Source organism: Streptomyces seoulensis, from assembly GCF_004328625.1.
Classification (GTDB): Bacteria; Actinomycetota; Actinomycetes; order Streptomycetales; family Streptomycetaceae; genus Streptomyces; species Streptomyces seoulensis.
In genome coordinates this window covers 42939-65488 of record NZ_CP032229.1, presented here as the reverse complement: position 1 = coordinate 65488, position 22550 = coordinate 42939, and the positions used below count along the sequence as shown (strand labels likewise).

Below are 22550 nucleotides of genomic sequence, written 5' to 3'. Positions count from 1 at the left end.
GGCTGAAGGGAGGAACGTCAGGAGGAGGAGGCCAGCGGCTCCACGGCGGTCAGTACGGCCTTCGCCGCCTCGGTGGGGCGCAGGCGCGGGAAGTAGTGCCCGCCGTCGGGGAGTTCGTGCAGGTCGACGTGGTCGGCCAGCAGCAGCCAGTCCCGGTGGGCCCCGGTGTACCCGGCCGTGTACGGGTCGTCGGCGGCCACCACCACCGACACCGGCGCCGACAGCCGCTCGGCCGGAGGGTTCTCCAGGGCGCCGGAGAAGTACCGGTGCGCGGAGAGGCAGTCGTGACGGTAGGCGGCGCCGACGCGCTCGGCGTGCCGGGCGTTCAGTTCCGCCAGCTCGACATAACCACCTTCCTCGGCCAGCCGCGCGGCGACCTCGGCGTCGTCGCGGACCGACAGCGCCTCCGCGGCCGCATGCCGCTCGGCGGCGGTGCCCAGCAACTGCGCGCCGATGAACAGCCGCGTCACCTCCACCCCGCGCCCCTGGAGCCTGCGGGCGGTCTCCACGGCCGGCGCGGCGCCGGACGAGTGACCCCACAGCATTACCCGGGTCAGCCCACGCGCGGTGATCTCCGCCGCGACCCGCTCCGCCACCTCGGTGACCGACGCGAACGGCTCCTGCCGCCCGGCCAGGTCGTGCCCCGGCAGCTCCACCGCGAGCACCGACGTCCCGCCGCCCGCCAGCGCGCTCGCCATCGGCTGGAAGTTGACCGCGTTGCCCCCCGCGTACGGGAAGCAGACCAGCGCGCACTCCGGCGTCCCGCCGGCCTCCGCCAGCGGCTGGAGCAGTTGCCCGTCCGGCTCGGCCGCGCCGTCCAGCAGGGCGGCGAGGTCGGCGAGGACCGGGTTGCGGGTGATGTCCTTCAGGGATACCGCGCGCTCCAGCGCGATCGTCAGCTTCACCGCCGTCAGGGAGGTGCCACCGGAGTCGAAGAAATGGTCCGTACGGCCGATCCGCTCCTCGGGGACGCCCAGCAGCCCGGCCCAGACGGCCGCGAGCCGCCGCTCGGCCGGGGTACGCGGCTCCCGCTCCTTGGCGCCGTCGTGCGCGGCCGGCGTGCTCTGTTCGGCCAGTGCGGTGAGCGCCTTGCGGTCGATCTTGCCGTTGGCCGTCAGCGGCAGCGCGGAGTGCCAGTGGAAGGCCGCGGGGACCATGTAGGCGGGCAGCCCCGCGCCCAGCGCGTCCCGCAGCTCGTCCACGGACCGTTCGCGCCCCGCGTAGAAGGCCACCAACTGCTTGCCCTGTCCCGCCCGTTCGGCCACGACCACCGCGCCGTCCCGCACGCCCGGAACCCGCAGCAGCGCGTTCTCGATCTCGCCGATCTCGATGCGGAAGCCCCGGATCTTGACCTGGTTGTCCCGGCGCCCCAGGAACTCCAGCTTGCCGCCGGGATGCCAGCGCCCCCAGTCACCGCCCAGGTAGAGCCGCTCACCGGGCCGGTACGGGTCCTCCCGGTACGCCTCACGGGTGCGCTCGGGGTCGTTGACGTAGCCCCGGCCTACGCAGACGCCGGAGAAGGCGATCAGCCCCGGCGCGCCCAGCGGCACCAGCTCCAGCCGCTCGTCCACGACCAGGACGCGGACGTTGTTCACCGCGCGCCCGAGCAGGACGCGGTCGCAGGGCCCGTCGATGATCTCGTGGTTGGTGTCGTCCGACGTCTCGGTCAGACCGTAGGCGTTGACCAGCTTGATGTCCGGCTGGACGGCGAACCAGCGCTGCACCAGCTCCGGTTTGAGCGCCTCGCCGGTCACCGACACGAAGCGCAGGTCCGGGAAGCCGCGCGGGTGCTGCTCCAGGTAGGTGACCAGGACCTCCAGATAGGAGGGCACCAGCTGGGTGACACCGACCCGGTCGTTCACGAGCGTGTCGGCGAACCGCTCCACGTCCATGAGCACGTCCTGCTCCACCAGCAGGGTCCGTCCGCCCACCAGCAGCGCCGAGACGAGCTGCCACAGCGAGATGTCGAAGCACTGCGGAGCCGTCTGCGCCACCACCCCGCCCTCGCCGACGCCGAGGTCGTCGATCTTGGCGAACAGATGGTTGAGCATCCCCGCGTGCTCGCACATCGCGCCCTTCGGCTCACCCGTGGAGCCGGAGGTGAAGTAGATGTAGGCCAGTTGGCCGGGGTCCACCGCCACACCGAGGTCGTCCTCGGCGTGCCCCTCCGCGTACGCGTCCGACACCAGCAGCCGCCCGGCGCCCGGCACCTCGGCCAGCGCCTCGTCGAGCGTGCCCGTGCTGCCCGACTCCGTCAGCACCAGCCGGCACCCGGCCCGCGAGAGGGTCGCCGCGATCCGGCCGGGCGGGAAGTGCGGCTCGATCGGCAGGTAGGCGCCACCCGCCTTGAACACGGCCAGCGTGGCGGCCAGCCAGTCGAGGTTGCGCTCGGTGACCACGGCCACCACGTCCTCCCGGCCCAGCCCGCGCGCCACCAGCGCCCGCGCCAGCCGGTTGGCCCGTCGGTTCAGTTCGCCGTACGTCCACCGCTGTCCGGCGTGCACCGCCGCCACGGCGTCCGGGTGCTGCCGCACCCGCCGCTCGAACAGCTCGTGCGCCCGCATGTCCGGCAACTCCCGCTCGGGACCAGCCAGTTCCTCCAGCTGCTCGTGCCGCTCCCCGGCCGACAGCAGGCTCTCCCGCGTGTGCTCGGCGTCCGGGTCGGCCGCCATCAGCCCCAGCGCCCGCAGGTGGTACCCGGCGATCCGGCCGGCGCTCTCGGCGTCCAGGACGTCCCGGCGGTACCGGAGGACCAGCCGCCCCCCGGACCAGCGCACGTGCAGGACACGGTCACCGGAGAGGGGGCTGTCCACCGGGCCGCACGTCACCTCGAACGCCGGTTCCGTCAGGCCCAGTTCACGGCGCAGGTCCGCCACGGTGAAGTCCCGGTGCGCCAGCACCCCCGCCTTCGCGCGCCCGGCCGCCCGGGCGAGAGTGCGCCAGGTCCCGGGGGACACGGTGAGGCGGCACGGCAGGGGCTCGCCGTCGGCGGCGTACCCGGTGACCACGTCCTGCTCGCCGGTCAGGGCGGAGAGCACCTTGGCGTGGGCGGCCAGCAGCAGCGCGTCCACCGGCACGTCGAGCCGTCGCGCCAGGTCGCCCGGCGAAACGGGCAACGGCACCTCGTGCTCGGCCGTGCCGGAGACCGGCACCTCGGCCCAGCGCGGTACCGCGGTGAATCCGCCGGCGGTCAGCACGCCGCTCCAGAACTCCCGGTCCGCCTGCACACGCGTAACCATCGGATGCTCTCCCTCAGTTCACGGACGCCGTGGCGGCGCTGTCGACGGACGGTGGGGTCCTGCGGCCGGCACCGGCGGGCAGCACCGCTTCCTCCGGCATCTCCACGGCGGGGTTGCCGCCCCAGCGCGCGTGCGCGGGTACCTCCTCGCCCTTCATGAGGAAGGAGTCGGGCGCCAGCCGCGCGCCGTCGCCCATGGTCACGCCGTAGTGGACGTGCGAGGCGACGCCGAGCGTGCAGCCCGTGCCGAGGATGCTGATGTCGGACTTGAAGGTGCCGTCCTCCTGCGAGTGGCACTGGACCTTGCTGCCGGCGTTCAGGGTGCAGTCGTCGCCGATGACGGCGAGCGTGCGGTCCGTCATGTAGCAGCCGTCGTCGAACACCCTGCGGCCGATGCGGACACCCATCAGGCGCCAGACCAGGGCCTTGAAGGGGGTGCCGTTGTAGATGTTCAGATGCCGGTCCGGCACCTTCCACAGGCGCTCCTGCGCCCAGAAGGCCGGGTCGTAGATGGAGCACAGCATCGGGCGCAGCCGGCGGAAGCGGGTGAGGCAGCGCTCCAGCAGCACGTAGTAGAGCGTGGACAGGGCCAGCGTCAGCGCCATGTAGGTGGCGATCACCACGTGCCCGAGCACGCCGTACAGCTCCACCGTGGCCAGGGCCAGCATGGTGAGGCCGAACACGTGCAGCCAGCGCACGAACAGCATGAAGGCCATCGAGCGCAGGTTGAAACGGTTCTTCGTGGCGAGGCTCCGGCGCAGCTCGGCGCCGGACCGGAACTTGTCGAACCGGCTGTCGCGCTCCACCGACCGAGGGATCTCGAAGGACGGCGAACCGAGCAGCCCGACCCCCTCGCGGACCTCCCCGTCGAGCGGCACCATCACCTTGGTCGCCAGCAGGCAGTTCTCGCCGGTCCGGCCGCCGATGGGGTAGGCGATGTTGTTGCCGAGGAAGTTGTGCGCCCCGATCGTCGTCCGCGACACCCGGAACGACGTGGCCGAGTAGTCCGCGTTGATCACGGACAGCCCGTCGGCCACCATCGTGCCGCTGCCCACCGTGACCAGCAGCGGGTTCTCGTGCTGGATCTCGGTGCCGAAGTTCGACCCGGTCTGCTCGACGTGCGAGAGGTCGTACCCGAGGCCGCGCAGGTAGTGCACGATGTACGAGCTGTCGCCGAAGAGCCAGGCGAAGAACTTGATGTTGGTCATCCGCGCGGACGCCCGGTGCACCGCGTACCGGAAGCCGTAGAGCGGGAACACCCGGTCCGGCGGGACCACCAGGTTCAGCAGGCGCGGCAGGGTGCACAGCAGGGCCAGGCCCAGGACGACGAAGCCGGTGAACAGCAACAGCGAGAGGACCAGCGCGTCGGTCACCAGCTCTCCGAGGGGGAGCGCCGTCTTGGGGTCCAGCCGTCTGCGGACCGCCGGCACCGCGTTGAACAGGATGTACAGGCCGCCCACCCCGAGCGGGATGTACAGCAGGAACAGCTGGAGCAGCGAGGCGAGTCCGAACCAGGCCCGGCGCCCGGTGCCACACCGGGCGGGCGCGACGCGCAGGTAGTCGACGTCGGTGACCTGCGCGGGGGAGCCGTGCCGGTGCTCACCGGCCGGGATCGACTGGCCCCGGTGCAGCGACGAGGAGTGCCCGAGCTGGGCGCCGTCGCCCATCGCGGTGTCGATGTCCAGGATGGTCTTCTCACCGATGTACACGTCCCGGCCGAGGCTGATCCGGCCGGTCTGGATGTACCCGGCGTGCGCCCGGTAGCCCAGGAAGAACGAGTCCTTGCGGATGACCGTGCCGGAGCCGATCGTCAGCAGGTCCGTGCAGACCGGCACCGAGTGGGTGAGGATCGTGACGCCCTTGCCGATCCGGGCGCCGAGCGCCCGCAGATAGAACACATACAGCGGGTTGCCGATGAACAGGATCATCGGATTGGCATGGAGGAGCGCCTTGACGACCCAGAAGCGCAGGTAGGCGAGGCCCCAGACCGGGAACTGCCCGGGTTTCCAGCGCCCGACCAGCACCCACTTGGCGACCACCGGGAACGCACACAGGGCCACGAACCCGACACCGCCGAAGACCAGGGAGCGCAGATACACGTCCCACACACCCCTGCCGGTGGCGACCCATTCGTAACCGCTCGCGGTGACGAAACCGGCGACCAGCGAGTATCCCAGGAAGATCAGCAACTGGGCCGTTCCGCACAGGGTGTGGGACATCGTGCTCGCCCGTCGCACCGGCTCCGGCGGCAGCACCGCGGGGGCGGGGGAGAGGGCGTCGGCGGGAGCCGGGGCGGACTGTGCGAGCGCCTCCGCCAGGGCGCGGACCGTGGGATACCGGTAGATGTCCTTCATGGACGGGGAAGGCAGATCCTCCCGCTTCCGCACCCGGGCACAGAATTGCGCCATGACCAGGGAATTGGCACCGAGAGCCTCGAAGAAGTGCGCATCGGCCGGAACGTTCTCCACACCCATGACGTCGGCCAGCACATCCGCCAGCCGCGTTTCGGTCTTCACCGCCACCGGGCCGCCGTCACGCCGGCCTATGAGGGTTTCGTCGTCCGTTCCTTCTATATGGACGTCCGAGGACTGTTCCACCATGTGATCTCCTGCGAGAACGTCTGGATCGCTTGCTCGGCCACGTGCTCTTCTCTGATCACGAACTGCTGATTCAGTGTCGGCCCGGCGCGGTGAGGCTGCCACTTCGAATCGATCAACCCGGGCGCCGGAAAAGACCCGGCGGGCCCGTGGTTTCTGGGCAGCCGCACGTGTCCGGCCCATCTGGGATCACCTGTTTGGCGGACTTTTACGAACCCGGCGCCGGTGGCGGACCGCCCCGGTGTGTCGGATGCTGGACGGGCCGGATTCCGCCTGCCACGCACCGCCCTGCCCGCGTGATCCCGCGGGCCGCCCACCGGGAGAGGCCATGGATTACAGCGCCGTCGCCAAGCACGACCTGAAGACCGAGCCGCAGTACATCGACGCGCCGCTGACCTCCGCGGCCGCCTTCCTGGTGCTGAACATCAACGACGGCGACGAGGCCATGGACAAGGCGCGGTCGGTGGTGGCGAGCATCGAGGACCTGCTGAAAGACATCAAGATCCAGGTGAACACCGGGATCTTCACCGCGAATCTCGGTATCTCGCACCACGCCTGGGAACCGCTGACCCGGAAACCGCTGCCGAAGGAACTCAAGCCTTTCCAGGAGATCCGGGGCGCCCAGCACACGGCGGTCGCCACCGAGGGCGATCTCTTTTACCACATCCGCGCCGATTCGGTCGATCTCGTCGTGGAATTCGAGAAAATCCTCCTGGAGGCGTTCGGTGATTCCGTGACGGCCGTGGACGACGTCACCGGATTCCGTTACTACAACGGCCGCGACCTCCTGGAATTCGTGGACGGCACCGCCAATCCGATCGGCCTCTCCCTGCCCGCCGCCACCCTGGTCGGCGAGGAGGACCCGGCGTACACGGGCGGAAGCTACGTCGTCATCCAGAAATACCTGCACGACCTCAAGGACTGGCGCGCCCAGACCACCGAGACGCAGGAACAGATCATCGGCCGCACCAAGTTCGACAACATCGAACTCCCCGACGCGACCGAGGGCCAGAAGTCGCACAAGACGCTGTGCACCATCCAGGACGCCGAGGGCGAGCACGACATCCTCCGCGACAACATGCCGTTCGCCACCCCCGGCAAGGGCGAGTACGGAACCTACTTCATCGGCTACTCCCGGCACCTGTGGGTCACCGAGAAGATGCTGGAGCGCATGTTCATCGGGGACCCGCCGCCGCTGCACGACCGCATCCTCGACTACTCACGGGCGGTCACCGGCGTCACCTTCTTCTGCCCGCCCCGGAAGTTCCTCGTCGACCTCGCGGACTGAACACCCGGAACCCGGCCGCCCGGGAGAGCACGGACTGAATCGGGGCGGCCGGGACAGTCGCAGGGGTGAGGCGACTTTCTGGGAGGAAGCATGACGCTGGTCAAAGCGGGCGTGGTGGTGCTCGACTGTGCCGAGCCGGAGAAACTGGCCGCGTTCTACGAGGAGTTGCTGGACGGCGAACAGACCGTCGCCTCCGCCAACCTGGTGCAGATACGGGGTGCGGACGGCTTCCGCATCGCCTTCCGCCGCGATGTGAACGCCACGCCCCCGAGCTGGCCCCGCCCGGAGAACTCCCTTCAGGCACATGTCGAGTTCATGGTGGACGACCTCGACGCGGCCGAGCGGCGCATCGTCTCGCTCGGCGGCCGCCCCATCGAGACCCGGGACGCGGTGGGTCCGCACGAGGAGCGCGGCTACTCCGACCCGTCGGGCCACTCCTTCACGGTGCGGCTCAACCCGCCGACCGCGCCCAAGCAGGGCTGAGCACACACGAAGACCGGGGGTGGCGGGCATCGCGTCGGCCCGCCGCCTCCGGTCTTCGTGTGCTCAGTCCCGGCCGCCCTTCTCGGCCACCGGCCACACACCCGTCGACCGCTCGATGGCCTTGGCCCCCGTACGGTCCACGGCGCTGCGCACCACCGCGAAGATCGCGCCCTGCACGGCCGCCGCGAGCAGCACCTCGCCCCAGCCGCGGTCGCGGTCCAGCGCGTCGGGCGCGTCCTCCTCGTGCCGTATGGCCATCCACGCCTTGCGGAAGGCCAGTCCGGCCAGCGCACCGCCGGCCCAGCTCATCACGAAGCCGACCGGCTTGTAGGTGAGCGAGAGTTTCTTCTTCGTCTTGTTCTTCGCCATGTCACGCTTCTTCCTCGTCACGCCGTCCTCATGCAGGCAGACCTCGGGGTCCCACCCGCTCGTGCGGCGCCACGGGCCCCGGCGGGGTGCCGTCACCGAACGGCCGGCCGCCCAGCTCCTCGCGGTGGTGCGGGCTCAGCCAGCCGGCGAGGTCCGGGCCGAGCGGCACGATCCCGGTCGGGTTGATGCCGGAGTGGACCTGGTAGTAGTGCCGCTTGATGTGGTCGAAGTCGACCGTGTCCCCGAACCCCGGCGTCTGGAACAGGTCCCGCGCGTACGCCCACAGCACCGGGTTCTCCGTCAGCTTCCACAGATTGCACTTGAAGTGCCCGTGGTAGACCGGGTCGAAGCGGACCAGCGTGGTGAACAGCCGGATGTCCGCCTCGGTGATCGTGTCCCCGACCAGATAGCGCTGCCCCGCCAGCCGCCCGGCCAGCGCCTCCAGCCGCCGGAACACCCCGGCGCACGCCGCCTCGTACTCCTCCTGGTCCGAGGCGAACCCGGCCCGGTACACCCCGTTGTTGACGTCCTCGTAGACCTCCGCCATCACCTCGTCGATCTCGTCGCGCAGGTGCTCCGGGTACAGGTCCGGGGCGCCCTCGCGGTGCAGGGCCGTCCACTCGGTGGCCAGGTCCAGGGTGAGCTGCTGGTAGTCGTTGGTGACCAGCTCGCCGCTGGGGACGTCCACGATCGCGGGCACGCTCACCCCGCCGGGCGCGCCCGGCTCCCGTTTCTCGTACGCCTCGGCCAGGTACCGGATGCCGAGCACCGGGTCCCGGCCGCCGGGGTCGAGGGTGAAGCGCCAGCTCCGGTCGTCCTGCACGGGGTCGGTGACCGCCATGGGCAGTGCCCGCTCCAGCCCGAGCAGGCGGCGCGAGATCACCGCCCGGCTCGCCCACGGGCAGGCCCGTGAGACCACCAGCCGGTACCGCCCGGACTCCACCCGCCGGCCGTCCCGGCCGTCCGCGGTGATCCGGTCCGTGAAATGGCTCTTGGACCGCTCGAACTTCTTGTGGCCCAAGGCGCTGTTGCCGTCGCCACCCATGTCGCCTCCTCGCCGCGCGGCTCGCACCGCGCGCTGTTCCCTGCCGGGCCCGCCGCCCGCTCCGGCGCGACGGGCCCGTTCCGTTCCGCCTGACGCGTTCCCCCTTTTCGGCCGGGGACCCGCGCCGGGGCCCTCAGCGGTCCTGGGACAGCCGCAGCAGGTCGGCGAAGGTGCCGCCGGCGTGCACGAGATCGTCGTACGTGCCCTGCTCGGTGATCCGGCCCCGGTCCATCACGACGATCCGGTCCGCGATCCGGGTGTTCTCCAGGCGGTGGGTGATGACGATGGTGATCCGGTCGGCGGAGATCGCCTTGATGTGCTCGAAGATGGCGTGCTCGCCGTGCGGGTCCATCTGGGACGTCGGCTCGTCCAGGATCAGCAGCGGCGGACGGCGGTACAGCGCCCGTGAACACGCGAGCCGCTGCCACTGGCCCCCGGACAGCTCGGTGCCGCCGAAGATCTCCCGGGCGAGCAGCGTGTCCAGCCCGGCGGGCAGCTCCTCCACCGACTCCCGCATGCCGACGGCCTCGACCGCGTCCCACACCGGGCCGTCGTCATGGCTGCGGGGCTGGCCGAGGGTGACGTTCTCCCGGACCCGCAGGGGCCACTGCGCGAAGATCTGCGGCACCAGACCGGTGTTGTCCCAGACGGTCGCCGGATCGGCGTCCGCGAGATCGGTGCCGTTCCACACCACGCGGCCCTTGTCGGCCAGGTAGATGCCGGTGATCAGCCGGGTCAGGGTGCTCTTGCCGGAGCCGTTCACCCCCACGACCGCCAGGATCTCGCCGCGCCGCAACGCCAGGGAGATCCCGTCCACGGCGGCCCGGTCCTTGCCCGGATACCGGTAGCTGACCTCCTCCAGCCGGATCTCCTCCACCGGCTCCCCGACGACCGCGCCCCCACGCCGGGGTGCCCGCTCGGCGGCGTGGTCGAAGAACGCCTGCATGTCACCCAGGTAGAGGCTGGTGTGGAAGACGGCCGCGCCCTCCATGACCAGTTGCGACAGCGCGGAGAGCGTCGTCTGCACCGCGACCACGGCGGTGACGGCGACCGCCGGCGCCACCCGCCCGGTGACGGCCAGCCAGGCCAGCAGCCCCCAGGTCGCGGTGAGGAACACACCCCCGGCGAAGGAGGAGGACAGCGCGATCCGCAGGGTCCTCGGCGCGGCGGCCAGGGTGCGCCGGTCGACCCGCTCGGACAGGGCCCGGTACCAGTACAGCAGGTAGTCGGTCATGCCGTTGGCGCGGACCTCGTCGCCGTACTTCGGGGTCGTCGCCCACCAGCGGGTCATGCCCCGGACGTTGCGGTCCGCGATGTTGGCGTAGTGGGTGTCGTAGTCCACTCGCGCGGTGAGCACGGCGCCGACGGCGGCCGGGGCGACGGCCAGCAGGAGCAGCGGCAGCACCAGCGGGTTCAGCACGGTGACGACCGCGCCCGCGGTGACCATCCTGATCAGCGCCGACGTGAACCGCTGGGCGTCCATCACCATGACCTGCGTACGCGTCACGCCCATCTCGGCGGCTTCCTGCCGGTCCGAGAAGCCGTCCACCGCGCAGGCGGCCGCCTCCACCCGGCAGACCGCCTCGACCAGGGTGGTGTCCGTGGCGGTCATCAGCCGCGGAGTGATCCGGCGCTCCGCATAGCGGGCGACGGCCAGCGCGGTACGGGCCGTCGCGCTCGCGCAGGCGACGACGACCAGCGCGGGCAGGGCCGCGCGCAGCCGGTCCGCCACCGCGCCCGCGCCGAGCAGCGGGGTCATCGCGCGGGCCGTGGCGGTGAGCAGGACGGCGGCCGACACCCCGGTCGCCACCTGGCAGGTGAGCAGCAGCAGGACGGCCCGGCGGTCGATCGCCCACGCCATGGCCGTGATCCGGCCCAGCACGCGCGGGAGTTGGGCGCACAGGCTGCGGAAGCTCGCCTCGCCCAACGGGTTGACGGAGTAGTGCCCGGAGTAGTTGATCTCCGCCGGTGCGGGCGGTGGGACGGTACGGGTGGAGGTGCTCAACTGCGCGTCTCCTCAGGTCGTGGACGCCGGTGAAGGTGCGGCACCGGGGTCAACGAGAGGGAGACAGATATCGAACACACGTGTTTCGGCCGCAGCGGAGTCCGCATGGAGCGGCGTCGTTCCGGGAGCCGCGGAAACGGGTCGTAGGAGGCACGGCGCCGGGGCTCCGTCCGGCCCTGGCCGAATCGCCACGGCCGATACGGGTGTGACGGATGGGTTCCGCTCAGCCCTTGAGGCGGTCGCGGTCGCCCATCACCACCATGGGGTGGTCGGCGGGGTCGAGGGTGCCGAGGAGGGTCTTGATGCCGGCCGCCGGAACGGTCACACAGGCCGACGTGCCGTCACCGTGGTCCAGGTGCAGCCAGATGCCGCCGCCCTTCTCCACGCCCTCGGGCCGGCTCCAGTCGTAGGGCGGGGTGCCCTTGAGCCGGTTGTAGTTGATGGCGATGACGTAGTCGAAGTCGTGCGCGTGCGCCTCGTCGTCCGGGTCCGCCACGGACGCCGCGTAGGCGTGGTCGTCGTAGTAGTACGGCAGCTTGGTGCCGGGGCTGCGCAGGGTGCCGCCGGAGTCGGTGAGGGAGAAGACGCCCACGGGGCTGCGCTCGTCGTCCAGCTGATGGTCCGTCGTCCAGCCCCGGCGGCCGTTGTGCGAGGGCCAGCTCGCGGACTGCTTCCACCGGGCGCCCTGCTTCTCGTACAGCACGGCCGTGCCCTCGGCCGAGTCCCGGTCGTCGCCGTAGACGACCACCAGCTGCCGGGTGTCGTCCGGGATCTGCTTGCCCATCCGCTCCCCGACACCGGGGACGCCGCCGGCGCTCGCCGGGCTGGAGGAGCCGGACACGGCCGGGTTGCCGTTGCCCGCCGCGCCACCGGAGCGGGCCTTCGTGCCCGGGTCCCCGCAGGCGGTGCCCACCGCCAGCAGGACACCGCAGAGGGCGGCCGCGGATATGGCGTGCCGGGCACCACCGTGCCGTGCGTAGCGAGGAGAGGACGGGGTGTCAGTGGAGTTCCGCATGATCAGAATCCTGCGGCGCGACCGCGCGGGCGCGCATCCCGGAACGGCATCCGGGCTAAGCGCTAGCGTGGCTCCCCATGACAGTCACCGGGACGGACATCACGGCGGACCTGATCCGGGATCTGCTGCGCGAGCAGCACCCCGACCTGGCGGAACGCCCCCTGAAGCTGGGCGCGCTCGGCTGGGACAACCAGGTGTGGCGGCTCGGCGACGACCTCGCCGTCCGTATGCCCTGGGCCACCGGGTCGGCGGACGCCCTGCTGCGCAAGGAACACGCCTGGCTGCCGGCCCTCGCCGAGGGCCTGCCCCTCCCCGTCCCGGTTCCGCAGCGTCTCGGCGAGCCCTCCGCCCGCTTCCCGAGACCCTGGCTGGTCACCACCTGGGTACCGGGCGAGCCCGCCGACCGCGCCCCGGCGACCCGCCCCGAGGAGGCCGCCGACGCCCTCGCCGCCTTCCTGACCGCCTTTCACCGCCCCGCCCCCGAGCGGGCACCGGCGGGCCGGGACCGGGGCGGCCGGCTCTCCGACTTCGCGGAAGCCCTCACCGGCTCCCTCGCCTGGGCCGCCGGACTGGGCCTCGTCGAGCACCCCGACACCGTCCGCGCCATCTGGGAGGACGCGGCCGCCGCACCCGGCTGGACCGGTCCCCGCCTCTGGCTCCACGGCGACCTGCACCCCGCCAACGTCCTCACCACCGACGGCACCTTCTCCGGCGTCATCGACTTCGGCGACCTCTTCGCCGGCGACCCCGCCTACGACCTCGCCGCCGCCTGGATCCTCCTCCCCGACGGCGCACAGGACCGCTTCCACGCCGCCTACCGCCCCACCCCGGCCCCCGCCACCCTCCGCCGGGCCCGCGGCTGGGCCATCCTCCGCGCCCTCGCGGGCCTCCGCATCGGCCACGCGGGCGAAGAGGGCCGCCCCGGCGGCAAGCCCACCTGGGGACCACCGGGACGAGCCTCCCTGCGCCGCCTCACGGAGTCGTTCCGCCCCTGACCCGGAAGGCGTTCCGGTAGGCGCGCGGCGACACCCCTAGCACCTCCCGGAAACGCAGCCGCATCGCCGTACCGGTCCCGTACCCCGCGTCGGCGGCGACACGGTCCACGGGATGGTCGGTGCGTTCGAGAAGCCGCCGGGCATGGTCGAGACGCTGCTCGGCCAGCCAGCGCATCGGTGTCGCCCCGGTCTCCCGACGGAAACGACGACTGAGCGTGCGCACACTGATCCCGGCCCGGCGGGCGAGGTCGTCCAGGGTGAGCGGCTCGCCGATGTGCTCCAGGGCGTAGGCACGGGCGGCGGCCGTGGGGGAGGGGTCGGACTCCCGGGGCACCGGCCGCTCGATGTACTGCGCCTGGCCGCCCTCCCGGTGCGGCGGTACGACGGTGTCACGGGCGACCGCGTTGGCGACCTCCGCCCCGTGATCGTCACGGATCATGTGCAGGCACAGGTCGACCCCGGCGGCGACCCCGGCCGAGGTGAGCACACCGTCGTCGTCGGTGTACAGCACGCCGGGATCGACCTCTGTCCCCGGATACAGGGCGGCCAGCTCGGCGCACGACTTCCAGTGCGTGGTGGCCCGCCGCCCGTCGAGGTGCCCTGCGGCGGCCAGGACGAACGCTCCCGTACAGATCGACGCGAGCCGCGCCCCCTCGGGCACGAGAGCGAGCGCGCGCCGCACCTCAGGGTCGAGCCGCCCGCGCTTCTGCGGCCGGTAGTCCTCGACGGCGGCCGGGACGACGACGGTGTCCGCCTCCCGGAGAATCTCCGGCCCGTACGGGACCTGAATCCCGATGTCGGTGTCCGTCGGCACCACGCCCGGAGCGGTCGCGCAGGTGCGCACCGAGTACAGGGCCCGCCCGCCGGAGTCGGTCGCGGTGGTGAACAGCCGGTGCACGATGCCGAGTTCCATCGGGATGAGCCCGGCACGCACCAGGACGACCACCTGATGCCGCTTCTCGCCGTCCATGACCGGATTCTTTCACTCGTTGTCCAGACGGTCAGTGGTGAGGGCGGTCGGATGCGGCGAAGCATGGATGACCATGAGCCAGGCAACAAAGCTTCCCCCGCAACCCGTTGCAGGTCACCGAGCCTGGTGGGTCGTGGCCGTCACCGGCACCGCGATCGTCGTCGCGGGCGCGTGCTCCACGCTGCCCGGCATCCTCCAGGGGCCGTTGCGCCAGGACTTCGGCTGGTCGCGCGGGACCATCGGGCTGGCGGTGTCGGTGAACATGGTCCTCTACGGCCTCACCGCCCCCTACGCGGCAGCGCTGCTGGACCGGTTCGGCGTGCGACGCGTGGTGACGACCGCCCTGCTCACGGTGGCGGCGGGGGCGGGGCTGACGACCACGATGACGGCCGCCTGGCAGTTCACCCTGCTCTGGGGGCTCCTGGCCGGCGCGGGCACCGGAGCGCTGTCGACGACGCTCGGCGCGGCGGTGACCGACCGCTGGTTCGACCGGCACAAGGGCCTGGTCACCGGTGTGCTGTCCTCGGCGAGCGTACTGGGCCAGATGGTGTTCCTGCCCGCGCTGTCCTGGATCATCGACCACCACCACTGGCGCCCCGCACTGGTCACCGTCGCCCTCGCCGCGCTCGCGGTGATCCCGCTGGTGGTGCTCGTACTGCGCGACCACCCTGCCCAAGTCGGACAACGCCCCTACGGCGGTGCGGTGTTCGTCTCCACGCCCGCGCCGGTGCCCGGTGCGGCACGGCGCACCCTGGCGGTAGTGAGGCAGGCCGGGCGGACACCGCCGTTCTGGCTGCTGGCAGGTGCGTTCGCCGTCTGCGGGGCGTCCACGAACGGCATCATGTGGAGCCACTTCACCCCGGCCGCCCACGATCACGGCATGCCGGTGACCACGGCGTCCACGCTGCTGGCGGGCATCGGCGTCTTCAACGTGGCCGGGACGGTCGCCGCCGGCCGGCTCACCGACCGCCTGGACGCCCGCAGGCTCCTCGCCGTCTTCTTCACGCTGCGCGGAACGCTGCTGCTCGCCCTCCCCCTGATCATGACAGCGACCGTGCGGGCGCCGATGCTGGCCTTCGTGGTCCTGTTCGGCCTGCTCGACCTGGCCACAGTCCCTCCGGCCGTCGCCCTGTGCCGTGTGCACTGGGGCGAGGACAGTGCCATCGTCTTCGGGTGGACGAACGCCGCCCACCAACTCGGCGCAGCACTGGCCGCGTTCCTCGCCGGTACGGCCCGCGACGCGTTCGGGACGTACGATCCGGTGTGGCTCGCCCTCGCGGCGGCGTGCGCGGCAGCGGCCCCGCTGTCGCTGGCGATCGAGCACTGAGCGCCCCGGTGAGGCAGACTCCCGTGGATGGACGACTATCCCTCGGTGCACCGGGACCCCGCCCCCGACCTGTACGGACGCCTGCGGGTGGAGGACGGTGATCTGGGGCCCGCTCGCTGGATCGGTGAACGTTTCCTCGGGGGTGAGCACTCTTGCACGGTGGCCGGGGTGGTGGTGCCGGGTTTCGATGCCTATGTCAGGGTTCTGCATCCGGCGTCGCTGGAGGGGCGGGCGGTGCGGTGGCGGGACGTGGCCGAGGCTCAGGGGCGGCCCCTCGGGGTGAACGCCGGTTGGCATGAGGTGATCGGGGCGGAGCGGGACTACCCGAACGTCTCCGAGTACGGGCTGCCCGGTGTCTGGGACGAGCATCCTGTGGAGGGGCCGACACCGGCCGCCGTTGCCGAGGCGCTGATCCCCGTACTCGCCCGGCACACCCGCACCGCCGAGCAGTGCTGGTTCGGGCTGTGGGAGGGGTACGGGCGGTGGGACTTCTCGCGCTTTCCCACCTTCGAGACACCGCACCGGGGGGAGGTGCTGCTTGCGGGAGCCCTCTCCGATGCCGTGTCGCCGGTGGCGTGGGACGAGTTCGCCGAGTTGCCCGATCTGTGGTGGCCGCAGGACCGGGCCTGGTGTGTGGGCGGGGACGTGGATCTGGTCAGCACCTGTGTGGGCGGCAGCCAGGCGCTCATCGAGGAACTGCTGGCGGACGGCGAGCTGGAGACGCACCGCGTGGCCCCGGGCGACCCGGTGTACTGAGGGAGCCGGTGCCAGGGACGGCACCGGCCCGGACGGGTCACACGTGCGGTCGGCGGCCGTGTTCCTGGTGGGGGAAGGTCTGGTCCGCGCCCGGCAGGGTCGGCTTCGGGAGCGTGGCCACCTCCTCCTTCGCCTTCTCGAGCTGCTCCGCCGTGTCATCGGGCAGGCGGGGCGGGCGGGGGCGGGCGGAGCGGAAGCGGAAGGCGCTGGTGAGGTCGCCGAAGGTGGAGCGGCGCCAGTCGCTGATGTTGGGCTCGTCGACCCCGGTGAAGTGCTCCAGGAACCGCAGCGCCGAGGTGTGGTCGAAGGCTTCCGTGGCGACCCAGCCGCCCACCGTCCATGGCGAGATCACGATGGCCGGCACCCGGAAGCCACCGCCGATGGGCAGCCCCTGGATGAACTCGTCCGGCGTCCCGGCGGGCGGTACCGGCGGCGGGACGTGGTCGAACAGGCCGTCGTTCTCGTCGTAGTTGAGGATGAACGCGGTCTTGCGCCACACCTTCGGGTTGGACGCGATCGCCTCGATCTTCGAGGCCACGAAGTCCGCGCCGGCCGCCGGGAGATAGTCCGGGTGCTCCGACTGGTGGCTGGTCGGCATGATCCAGGACACCGCCGGCAGACGGTCGTTGCGGGCGTCGTCCTCGAAGGTGCCCTCGGGCTGCGGCCGGACCCCGCGCTCGTACAGCTCGGAGCCGGGGACGGCGTTCTTGAACGCGGCGAACTGCTCCAGCATGTTGCAGCCGTAGTCGTCGTCCTGCTGGTACACCTTCCAGCTCACCCCGGCCGCCTGGAGCCGTTCGGCGTAGGTGGTCCACCCGTACGGCTTGGGGGCCGAGTTCTTGATGACCGGGCCGCCCTTGGCTCCGCCCGGGTCGATCGAACCGGTCATCCACATCAGCCGGTTGGGCCAGGTCGGCCCGAACACCGAGCAGAAGTAGTTGTCGCAGATGGTGAACGTCTCCGCGAGCGCGAACTGGAACGGGATGTCCTCGCGTGTGTAATAGCCCATCACATAGGGGCCGTTGACACCGTCGGCCGCGCGGTGGGCGGGCAGCCACTGGTCCATCCGGCCGTTGTTCCACGCCTGGTGCTGCACGGACCAGGCATGGCTGGTGGACGGGATGGCCTGGGCGCTGGAGGAGTGGGTGTCGAGGTGGAAGGGCAGCAGATAGCCCCTGGGGTTCACCGCGTCGGGCTGGTAGAACACGCTGCGTCCGGTGTCCAGTTGGAGGGCGCGCGGGTCGGCGAAGCCCCGGACCCCGGAGAGGGTGCCGAAGTAGTGGTCGAACGACCGGTTCTCCTGCATCAGCAGGACCACATGCTCGATGTCGCGCAGCGAACCGCCCCTGGGCGGCCCGGCGGCGACGGCCTTCTGGACGCTCGGCGGCAGCAGGGACAAAGCCGCGGCGCCACTCAGCGCGCCCGCGGCCGACCCCAGGACTCTACGGCGGGTCAACTCGGCCATGGTCGTCCCTTCTTGAGCGCGGTGCGCGCTCCGGCGGAGTGTCGGTCCGACCCGGCCGGGAAGCCGGGCCGCCGATCACTCTCCGCTCATCATGGCGGGACGCGTCAGGGGAGCGCGATGAACATGTGGCCAACGCGCGGGAACGGCTTGAACAGTCCATGACCCACAATGCCTTTACGTAGCACGGGAGTTGCCGGATGTTCAGAGAGGCAGGAGAAGGGCCCCCACCGCCGAGGCGATGAGGGCCCCACGATCCCGTCGCCTACAACTCCTTGATCCGGACGTCGCGGTACGAGATCACGTCCGACGTGCTGTGCACCTGGAGCCCGATGTACCCGGTCGCATAGCGCCGGCCGTCGGTGCCGGGGTCACCCTCGCGGGGCGGGGTGAAGACCTGGCCGCCGACGTTGTCGAACTCGTTGATGACGACGCCGTCGCGCAGGATCGTGAAGTGCTGTCCCTCCGCGCGGATCTCGTAGTCGTTCCAGGTGCCCTTGGGGGTGACGCCCGCGCCGCCCAGGCCCACCCGGTCGAAGCCGTAGACCGAGCCCGTCTTGTACATGTCGCCGGTCGGGCTGTCGAGGATCTGGATCTCGTGCCCGTAGTTGATGGCGACCCACTCGGGCCGGGACTCCTCGGGGTGGTTGTGGACGTTGGGGAACCGGACGAAGACCCCGCCGTTGGCGTTGCCCGTACCCGGAGCGTCGTCGCGGAAGCGGAGCTTGAGCGAGAAGTCGCCGTACTTGCGCTCCGGGAACCACAGCATGCCCATGCCCGGCACGGTCGTACTGCTGGTGATCGCGCCGTCGCCGGTCAGGGCGAACTGGCCGCCGCCGACCTGCTCCCACTTCGCCAGGGACGCCTGGGTGCCGTCGAACAGGTCACGGTAGCCCTGCGTCTGGCCGGGCTTGCCGATCTTCGACTGCTTGGCCGCCTTGGTGATCTTCTTGAACTCGCGCTGGTCGATGACGCCGTCCGCCAGGAGCCGGTCGAGCACACCGTCGACGTGCTTGAGGAACAGCGCCTGCGACGACCAGTCCTTCTCGTCCTCGATCAGCTCGTTGATCGTGCACCGGCCGCGGGTCAGCCGGTTCGGCACACCGGTGTCGACGGTGCCGACGATGACGGTCAGCCGCTCGTCGTACTCGGGACAGTTCGGCGCCGGCACGCCACCGCCCTGCGCGACGGTGAAGGTGACGCTCTTGGCGGCGGAGGTGTTCCCCGCCTTGTCCGTCGCCCGGTACGCCACCGTGTGGAAGCCGAGCCGGTCCACGACCACGGGCGCCGAGTACGCCAGATACGGGCCCCCGTCGAGGGAGTACTCGACCCGGGCCACCCCGGACGCGGAGTCCGAGGCGTTGACGGTGACCTTGGCGCTGGTGACGTAGGCCCCGTTCGAGTTCCGGGTGCCACTGAGGGTCGCCGAGGTCTCCGGCGCGGTCGTGTCCTCGGCGGGCGGTGCCACGACCTCGAAGGCCACGGACTTCTCGGCCGCCGCGTTCCCCGCCTTGTCGGTCGCCCGGTAGCGCACGGTGTGCGAGCCGACCGCGTGCACCATCACCGGCGCGGTGTACGCCTGCCAGGCGCCGTCCGCCCCGAGCGCGTACTCGATGGTGTTGACGCCCGACCCGGTGTCCGAGGCGGTCACGGTCACCGTGGCCATCGTCAGGTAGTTGCCGTCGGCGTCCTTCTCGCCGCTCACCGTCGCGGATGTCTCCGGCGCGGTGGTGTCGTCCGTCGGCGGGGCGACCACGCTGAAGGTCACGGACTTCTCGGCGGCCACGTTGCCCGCCTGGTCGGTGGCGCGGTAGCGCAGGGTGTGCGAGCCGACCCGGTCGACGACCACCGGCGCGGTGTACGCCTGCCAGGGACCGTCCGCGCCGGCCGCGTACTCGACCGACTTCACCCCGGAGGCGTCGTCCGAGGCCGACACCGTGACCTTGGCCGAGCCGACGTAGGCGCCGTCGGCGTTCTGCTGGCCCTCGACCTTCGCCGAGGCCGTCGGCGCGGTGGTGTCCTCGCCGCCGGGCTCGGTCACCGTAAGGATGCCCTGCATCTGGCTGTGGCCGGGGATGCTGCAGAAGTAGCGGTAGCGGCCGGGCGTCAGGGTGACCTCGACGGTGTGCTTGCCGCCGCTGTCGTCACCGGGGTTGGCCAGGATGTTCACCGGTACGTCGTGGTTGTACTCGGGGTCCGACACGTCGAAGGTCAGCGTGTGCGGCATACCGATGTCGTTGCCGGTCGCGGTGCTGTTCTCGAAGACGAGGGTCGCCGCGCCGGCCACCGCCGTCTTGGGGAAGCTCGCGTACTGGTCGGTGCGGGAACTCGCCGTCCACGTCAGCGTCTGGGCCGCCGCCGCGCGGTCGCCGTCCCGTCCGTACGCGGCCGTCGAGGTGAGCCCCAGCATCAGCAGCAGCGCGCCCAGCAGCGCGGTGTACAGGCGGAGAGGTCGATGTCTCACTGTGCCGCCTTCCTGGCCAGATCCTTCGCGGCGGGCGTGGCCGCGCCGCCGGTGTACGTCACGCGCCACAGCGCGGACTGGGAGTCGGAGGTGAAGAAGCCGCGGCCGTAGTCGAGGACGTAGAGCGAGCCGTCCGGCGCGAACTTCCAGTCCATCAGGTTGCGGATACCGCCCTGCCCGACCGGGATGATCTTCTTCAGCGACTCCGCCGTGACCGGCAGGCCGCCCTTGCCGACCGTCTTGGGGTCGGTGAGCACCGCGTGGCGCGGGTTGTCGGCGTCGTAGAAGTCACCGACGAACCACTTGCCGTCCCAGTACTCCGGCCACGCTCCGGCACCCGCCTTCGCCGCGTCGTAGCGGTAGACCGGGCCGTCCATGGTGGCCTGTCCGCCGCCCTTCAGCCACGGCAGCAGGTAGGTGGCCTCCTCGTTCTTGTAGCTGGGCACACCGGCCGCGTTGCGCGGGAAGTCCGGGGCGCCGCCCTGCGGGGAGTACCAGATGGTGTTGCCGGTGACGGGCGGCAGGTTCACCAGGCCGTCGTTGTTCGGCGACTCGTTCTTCGGGGCGTCGCAGTCGTACCAGCCCAGCGGCTTGGTCGGGTCCGGCAGGTTGCGGTCGCGGTAGGGCTGCTTGTTGCCCATGCAGAACGGCCAGCCGTGGTTGCCCGCCTTGGTGATCGCGGCGAACGTGTCGTACTTCGCCGGCCCCCAGGTGGTGCTCGGCGCGCCCGCGTCCGGGCCGACCCAGCCCGCGTAGAGGATGTCGGTCTTCTTGTCGACGGAGATCCGCGCCGGGTTCCGTACGCCCATCACATAGATCTCGCCACGCGTCTTGCCGCCGCCCTCGTCCTGCTCCTTGCCGGTGAAGAGGTTGCCCTCGGGCAGGGTGTACGTGCCGTCCGGCTCCGGGTGGATGCGCAGGATCTTGCCGTTGAGGTTGTGGGTGTTGCCGGCGGTGCGGCGGGCGTCGGCGAAGGAGAGGCCCTTGTAGCTGGGCTGCGGGTTGTTGCCGGAGTAACCGTCGCTGAAACCCGAGGAGTTGTTGTCACCGGTCGCGATGTAGAGGTTGCCCTTGGAGTCCCAGGCCATCCCACCGCCCGCGTGACAGCAACTGTGCACCTGTACGGGCCACTTGAGGAGCACCTTCTCCGAGGTGAGGTCGAGCTTGTTGGTGGCGCGGTCCAACATGAAGCGGGAGACACGGCGTTCGGCCACCTGCTTGTCGCGGTCGAGCCCGGAGTGCGGGGTGTAGTGCAGATACACCCAGCCGTTGGACTCGAAGGCCGGGTCCAGCTCGATACCGAGCAACCCCTCCTCGACCTTGACCAGTTCGTCGCCGCCGCCCTTGTTGCCGAAGACGGTGAGGGCACCCGCGAGCGTGACCTTCTTCGTGGCGGGGTCGTAGACGTGGATCTGGCCGAGGCCCTTGCCGATGTCGGGGTCGTTCCAGTCGGTGACGACCGGAGCCTCGTTGGTGCCGCCGCCCCGGCCGATGTACAGCACCCGTCCGTCGGGCGCCACGACCAGGCCGTGCGGCTCGCCGATCTGGTCCTGCTGACCGGGGTGGTTGGGCCGAGTGACGCGCACCGCCGAGTAGTTGGCGTCGATGGTCGCCTTGCAGTCGGCGCGCGAGAGCCGGGTGGTCCACTGCAGCGCGCCCCGCAGATGGTCGCGGAAGTCGGTCTCCGCGAACGACTCCACCGTGCCGCCCATGCCGGTGTAGAAGGACCGGCCGCCGGAGTAGTCCCGGCACCAGGACACCGGGTGGTCCACCCCGTTGGCGCCGGCGCCCGGCCGGTAGCTGCTCTCCCGGACCTTGGCCACGGTGTGCACCGTGCCGGTCGGGTTGCTCGCCCAGTTGAACCACTTGTCGGGCCGCTTCCACTCCAGCGGCAGGCTCTTCGTGGCCGGGTGGCCCCGGTCCGGGATCTCCACGGTGGCACGCTGCACGGTGGTGGGACTCGTCTTCGCGGGCCGGGCGCCGATCAGCCCGGTGAACCAGTCGGAGTACGGCTCCGTCCGGGCCGCGTCATGGATGCCGAGGAAGCCGCCGCCGGCCTTGAGATACGCCTCGAGCCCCGCCTCCTGCTCGGGGTCGAGGACGTCCCCGCCGCCGGTCAGGAAGACCACGGCGTTGAAGGTGCCCAGCCGCTTGTCGTCGGTGAAGACCGAGGCGTCGTCCGTCGCCACGGTCTTGAAGCGCTGATCCTGGGGCCCGGTCAGACCGATGGACTCGACGGCCTCGATTCCGGCGTCGACGGTCGGTGACTCCTCGGTGGCCGAGGCGTGGAAGACGAGCACTTTGACGTGTCTGCCGCCCGGCGGCGACGGTAGCGCCGACGCCCTCGGCTCCGGGAACGGACTGGCCGTGGCGGCGCCTCCGCCGCTCAGCAGGGATGCCGCCAGGGCTCCGGCCGCCAGGGCCGCCGCCGCTGCCCGCCGGGATCTCGACCGGTGATGTGGTGCGCTCTGCATGGGTCACCCACCCTCCGTGGTCTCAGCAACAGCGCCAGAAGCTAGACGCCTTTCGCCGGTCC

15 protein-coding genes are annotated in these 22550 nt (G+C 71.2%); 5 read left to right on the top strand and 10 right to left on the bottom strand.

Features of this window, described 5'->3' with window-relative positions:
* Positions 1 to 17: 17 nt before the first annotated feature.
* A complete protein-coding gene (locus D0Z67_RS00250) occupies positions 18 to 3239 on the bottom strand; it encodes a non-ribosomal peptide synthetase (protein WP_031183369.1) in 3222 nt (1073 codons plus the stop codon).
* 13 nt (positions 3240 to 3252) lie between these two features.
* Positions 3253 to 5838 carry a Pls/PosA family non-ribosomal peptide synthetase gene (locus tag D0Z67_RS00245; protein WP_031183370.1) on the bottom strand — a complete coding sequence of 862 codons (2586 nt, stop codon included), beginning with the start codon at positions 5836 to 5838 and terminating at the stop codon, positions 3253 to 3255.
* 325 nt (positions 5839 to 6163) lie between these two features.
* On the opposite strand from D0Z67_RS00245, the gene D0Z67_RS00240 reads away from it, so the two are divergent.
* Positions 6164 to 7123 (top strand): Dyp-type peroxidase, encoded by a 960-nt coding sequence (locus D0Z67_RS00240; RefSeq protein WP_031183371.1) that lies wholly within the window; start codon positions 6164 to 6166, stop codon positions 7121 to 7123.
* Between the two features lie 90 nt (positions 7124 to 7213).
* On the top strand, positions 7214 to 7606 hold the full coding sequence (locus D0Z67_RS00235; protein WP_031183372.1) for a VOC family protein: 393 nt from the start codon (positions 7214 to 7216) through the stop codon (positions 7604 to 7606).
* 63 nt (positions 7607 to 7669) lie between these two features.
* Here the strand turns inward: D0Z67_RS00235 and D0Z67_RS00230 are convergent, their stop codons facing one another.
* The 4 genes from D0Z67_RS00230 to D0Z67_RS00215 form a co-directional block, all read right to left on the bottom strand.
* Entirely contained in the window at positions 7670 to 7975 is a 306-nt protein-coding gene (locus D0Z67_RS00230; RefSeq protein ID WP_031183373.1) for a DUF4235 domain-containing protein, read from the bottom strand.
* A 28-nt stretch (positions 7976 to 8003) separates the two neighbouring features.
* Positions 8004 to 9020 (bottom strand): glutathione S-transferase family protein, encoded by a 1017-nt coding sequence (locus D0Z67_RS00225; protein ID WP_031183374.1) that lies wholly within the window; start codon positions 9018 to 9020, stop codon positions 8004 to 8006.
* Between the two features lie 133 nt (positions 9021 to 9153).
* On the bottom strand, positions 9154 to 10881 hold the full coding sequence (locus D0Z67_RS00220) for an ATP-binding cassette domain-containing protein (protein ID WP_234312907.1): 1728 nt from the start codon (positions 10879 to 10881) through the stop codon (positions 9154 to 9156).
* A 367-nt stretch (positions 10882 to 11248) separates the two neighbouring features.
* Positions 11249 to 12040 carry a hypothetical protein gene (locus D0Z67_RS00215; RefSeq protein ID WP_051888092.1) on the bottom strand — a complete coding sequence of 264 codons (792 nt, stop codon included), beginning with the start codon at positions 12038 to 12040 and terminating at the stop codon, positions 11249 to 11251.
* 77 nt (positions 12041 to 12117) lie between these two features.
* Between D0Z67_RS00215 and D0Z67_RS00210 the strand changes: the two genes are divergently transcribed.
* Positions 12118 to 13035: an aminoglycoside phosphotransferase family protein gene (locus tag D0Z67_RS00210; RefSeq protein ID WP_031183377.1), complete on the top strand. Its 918-nt coding sequence runs from the start codon at positions 12118 to 12120 to the stop codon at positions 13033 to 13035.
* On the opposite strand, the gene D0Z67_RS00205 is transcribed toward D0Z67_RS00210, so the two are convergent.
* Positions 13013 to 14005 carry a GlxA family transcriptional regulator gene (locus tag D0Z67_RS00205; RefSeq protein WP_037775957.1) on the bottom strand — a complete coding sequence of 331 codons (993 nt, stop codon included), beginning with the start codon at positions 14003 to 14005 and terminating at the stop codon, positions 13013 to 13015. The two genes, D0Z67_RS00210 and D0Z67_RS00205, sit on opposite strands and share 23 nt — an antisense overlap.
* Before the next feature lie 67 nt (positions 14006 to 14072).
* Here D0Z67_RS00205 and D0Z67_RS00200 point away from each other — a divergent pair, with 67 nt between their 5' ends.
* Complete coding sequence (locus D0Z67_RS00200; protein ID WP_031183379.1) at positions 14073 to 15332, top strand: MFS transporter; 1260 nt, start codon at positions 14073 to 14075, stop codon at positions 15330 to 15332.
* A gap of 27 nt (positions 15333 to 15359) precedes the next feature.
* Positions 15360 to 16088, top strand: coding sequence for a hypothetical protein (locus tag D0Z67_RS00195; RefSeq protein WP_031183380.1), 729 nt, complete (start codon positions 15360 to 15362; stop codon positions 16086 to 16088).
* A 37-nt stretch (positions 16089 to 16125) separates the two neighbouring features.
* Here the strand turns inward: D0Z67_RS00195 and D0Z67_RS00190 are convergent, their stop codons facing one another.
* The 3 genes from D0Z67_RS00190 to D0Z67_RS00180 all read right to left on the bottom strand — a co-directional run bounded on the left by D0Z67_RS00190 (position 16126) and on the right by D0Z67_RS00180 (position 22488).
* Complete coding sequence (locus D0Z67_RS00190; RefSeq protein WP_031183381.1) at positions 16126 to 17553, bottom strand: alkaline phosphatase family protein; 1428 nt, start codon at positions 17551 to 17553, stop codon at positions 16126 to 16128.
* 262 nt (positions 17554 to 17815) lie between these two features.
* Positions 17816 to 19960, bottom strand: a complete 2145-nt coding sequence (locus tag D0Z67_RS00185; protein ID WP_234312908.1) for an OmpL47-type beta-barrel domain-containing protein — start codon at positions 19958 to 19960, stop codon at positions 17816 to 17818.
* Between the two features lie 50 nt (positions 19961 to 20010).
* The gene (locus D0Z67_RS00180; RefSeq protein WP_199812238.1) at positions 20011 to 22488 is read right to left on the bottom strand and encodes a ThuA domain-containing protein; all 2478 of its coding nucleotides are present in this window, start codon (positions 22486 to 22488) and stop codon (positions 20011 to 20013) included.
* Positions 22489 to 22550 lie beyond the last annotated feature (62 nt).

Excerpts from the sequence above, each read along its gene's own strand:
- D0Z67_RS00250 (WP_031183369.1), bottom strand. The coding sequence starts at position 3,239 with ATGGTTACGCGTGTGCAGGCGGACCGGGAGTTCTGGAGCGGCGTGCTG.
- D0Z67_RS00245 (WP_031183370.1), bottom strand. The coding sequence starts at position 5,838 with ATGGTGGAACAGTCCTCGGACGTCCATATAGAAGGAACGGACGACGAA.
- D0Z67_RS00240 (WP_031183371.1), top strand. The coding sequence starts at position 6,164 with ATGGATTACAGCGCCGTCGCCAAGCACGACCTGAAGACCGAGCCGCAG.
- D0Z67_RS00235 (WP_031183372.1), top strand. The coding sequence starts at position 7,214 with ATGACGCTGGTCAAAGCGGGCGTGGTGGTGCTCGACTGTGCCGAGCCG.
- D0Z67_RS00230 (WP_031183373.1), bottom strand. The coding sequence starts at position 7,975 with ATGGCGAAGAACAAGACGAAGAAGAAACTCTCGCTCACCTACAAGCCG.
- D0Z67_RS00225 (WP_031183374.1), bottom strand. The coding sequence starts at position 9,020 with ATGGGTGGCGACGGCAACAGCGCCTTGGGCCACAAGAAGTTCGAGCGG.
- D0Z67_RS00220 (WP_234312907.1), bottom strand. The coding sequence starts at position 10,881 with ATGGCGTGGGCGATCGACCGCCGGGCCGTCCTGCTGCTGCTCACCTGC.
- D0Z67_RS00215 (WP_051888092.1), bottom strand. The coding sequence starts at position 12,040 with ATGCGGAACTCCACTGACACCCCGTCCTCTCCTCGCTACGCACGGCAC.
- D0Z67_RS00210 (WP_031183377.1), top strand. The coding sequence starts at position 12,118 with ATGACAGTCACCGGGACGGACATCACGGCGGACCTGATCCGGGATCTG.
- D0Z67_RS00205 (WP_037775957.1), bottom strand. The coding sequence starts at position 14,005 with ATGGACGGCGAGAAGCGGCATCAGGTGGTCGTCCTGGTGCGTGCCGGG.
- D0Z67_RS00200 (WP_031183379.1), top strand. The coding sequence starts at position 14,073 with ATGACCATGAGCCAGGCAACAAAGCTTCCCCCGCAACCCGTTGCAGGT.
- D0Z67_RS00195 (WP_031183380.1), top strand. The coding sequence starts at position 15,360 with ATGGACGACTATCCCTCGGTGCACCGGGACCCCGCCCCCGACCTGTAC.
- D0Z67_RS00190 (WP_031183381.1), bottom strand. The coding sequence starts at position 17,553 with ATGGCCGAGTTGACCCGCCGTAGAGTCCTGGGGTCGGCCGCGGGCGCG.
- D0Z67_RS00185 (WP_234312908.1), bottom strand. The coding sequence starts at position 19,960 with ATGCTGGGGCTCACCTCGACGGCCGCGTACGGACGGGACGGCGACCGC.
- D0Z67_RS00180 (WP_199812238.1), bottom strand. The coding sequence starts at position 22,488 with ATGCAGAGCGCACCACATCACCGGTCGAGATCCCGGCGGGCAGCGGCG.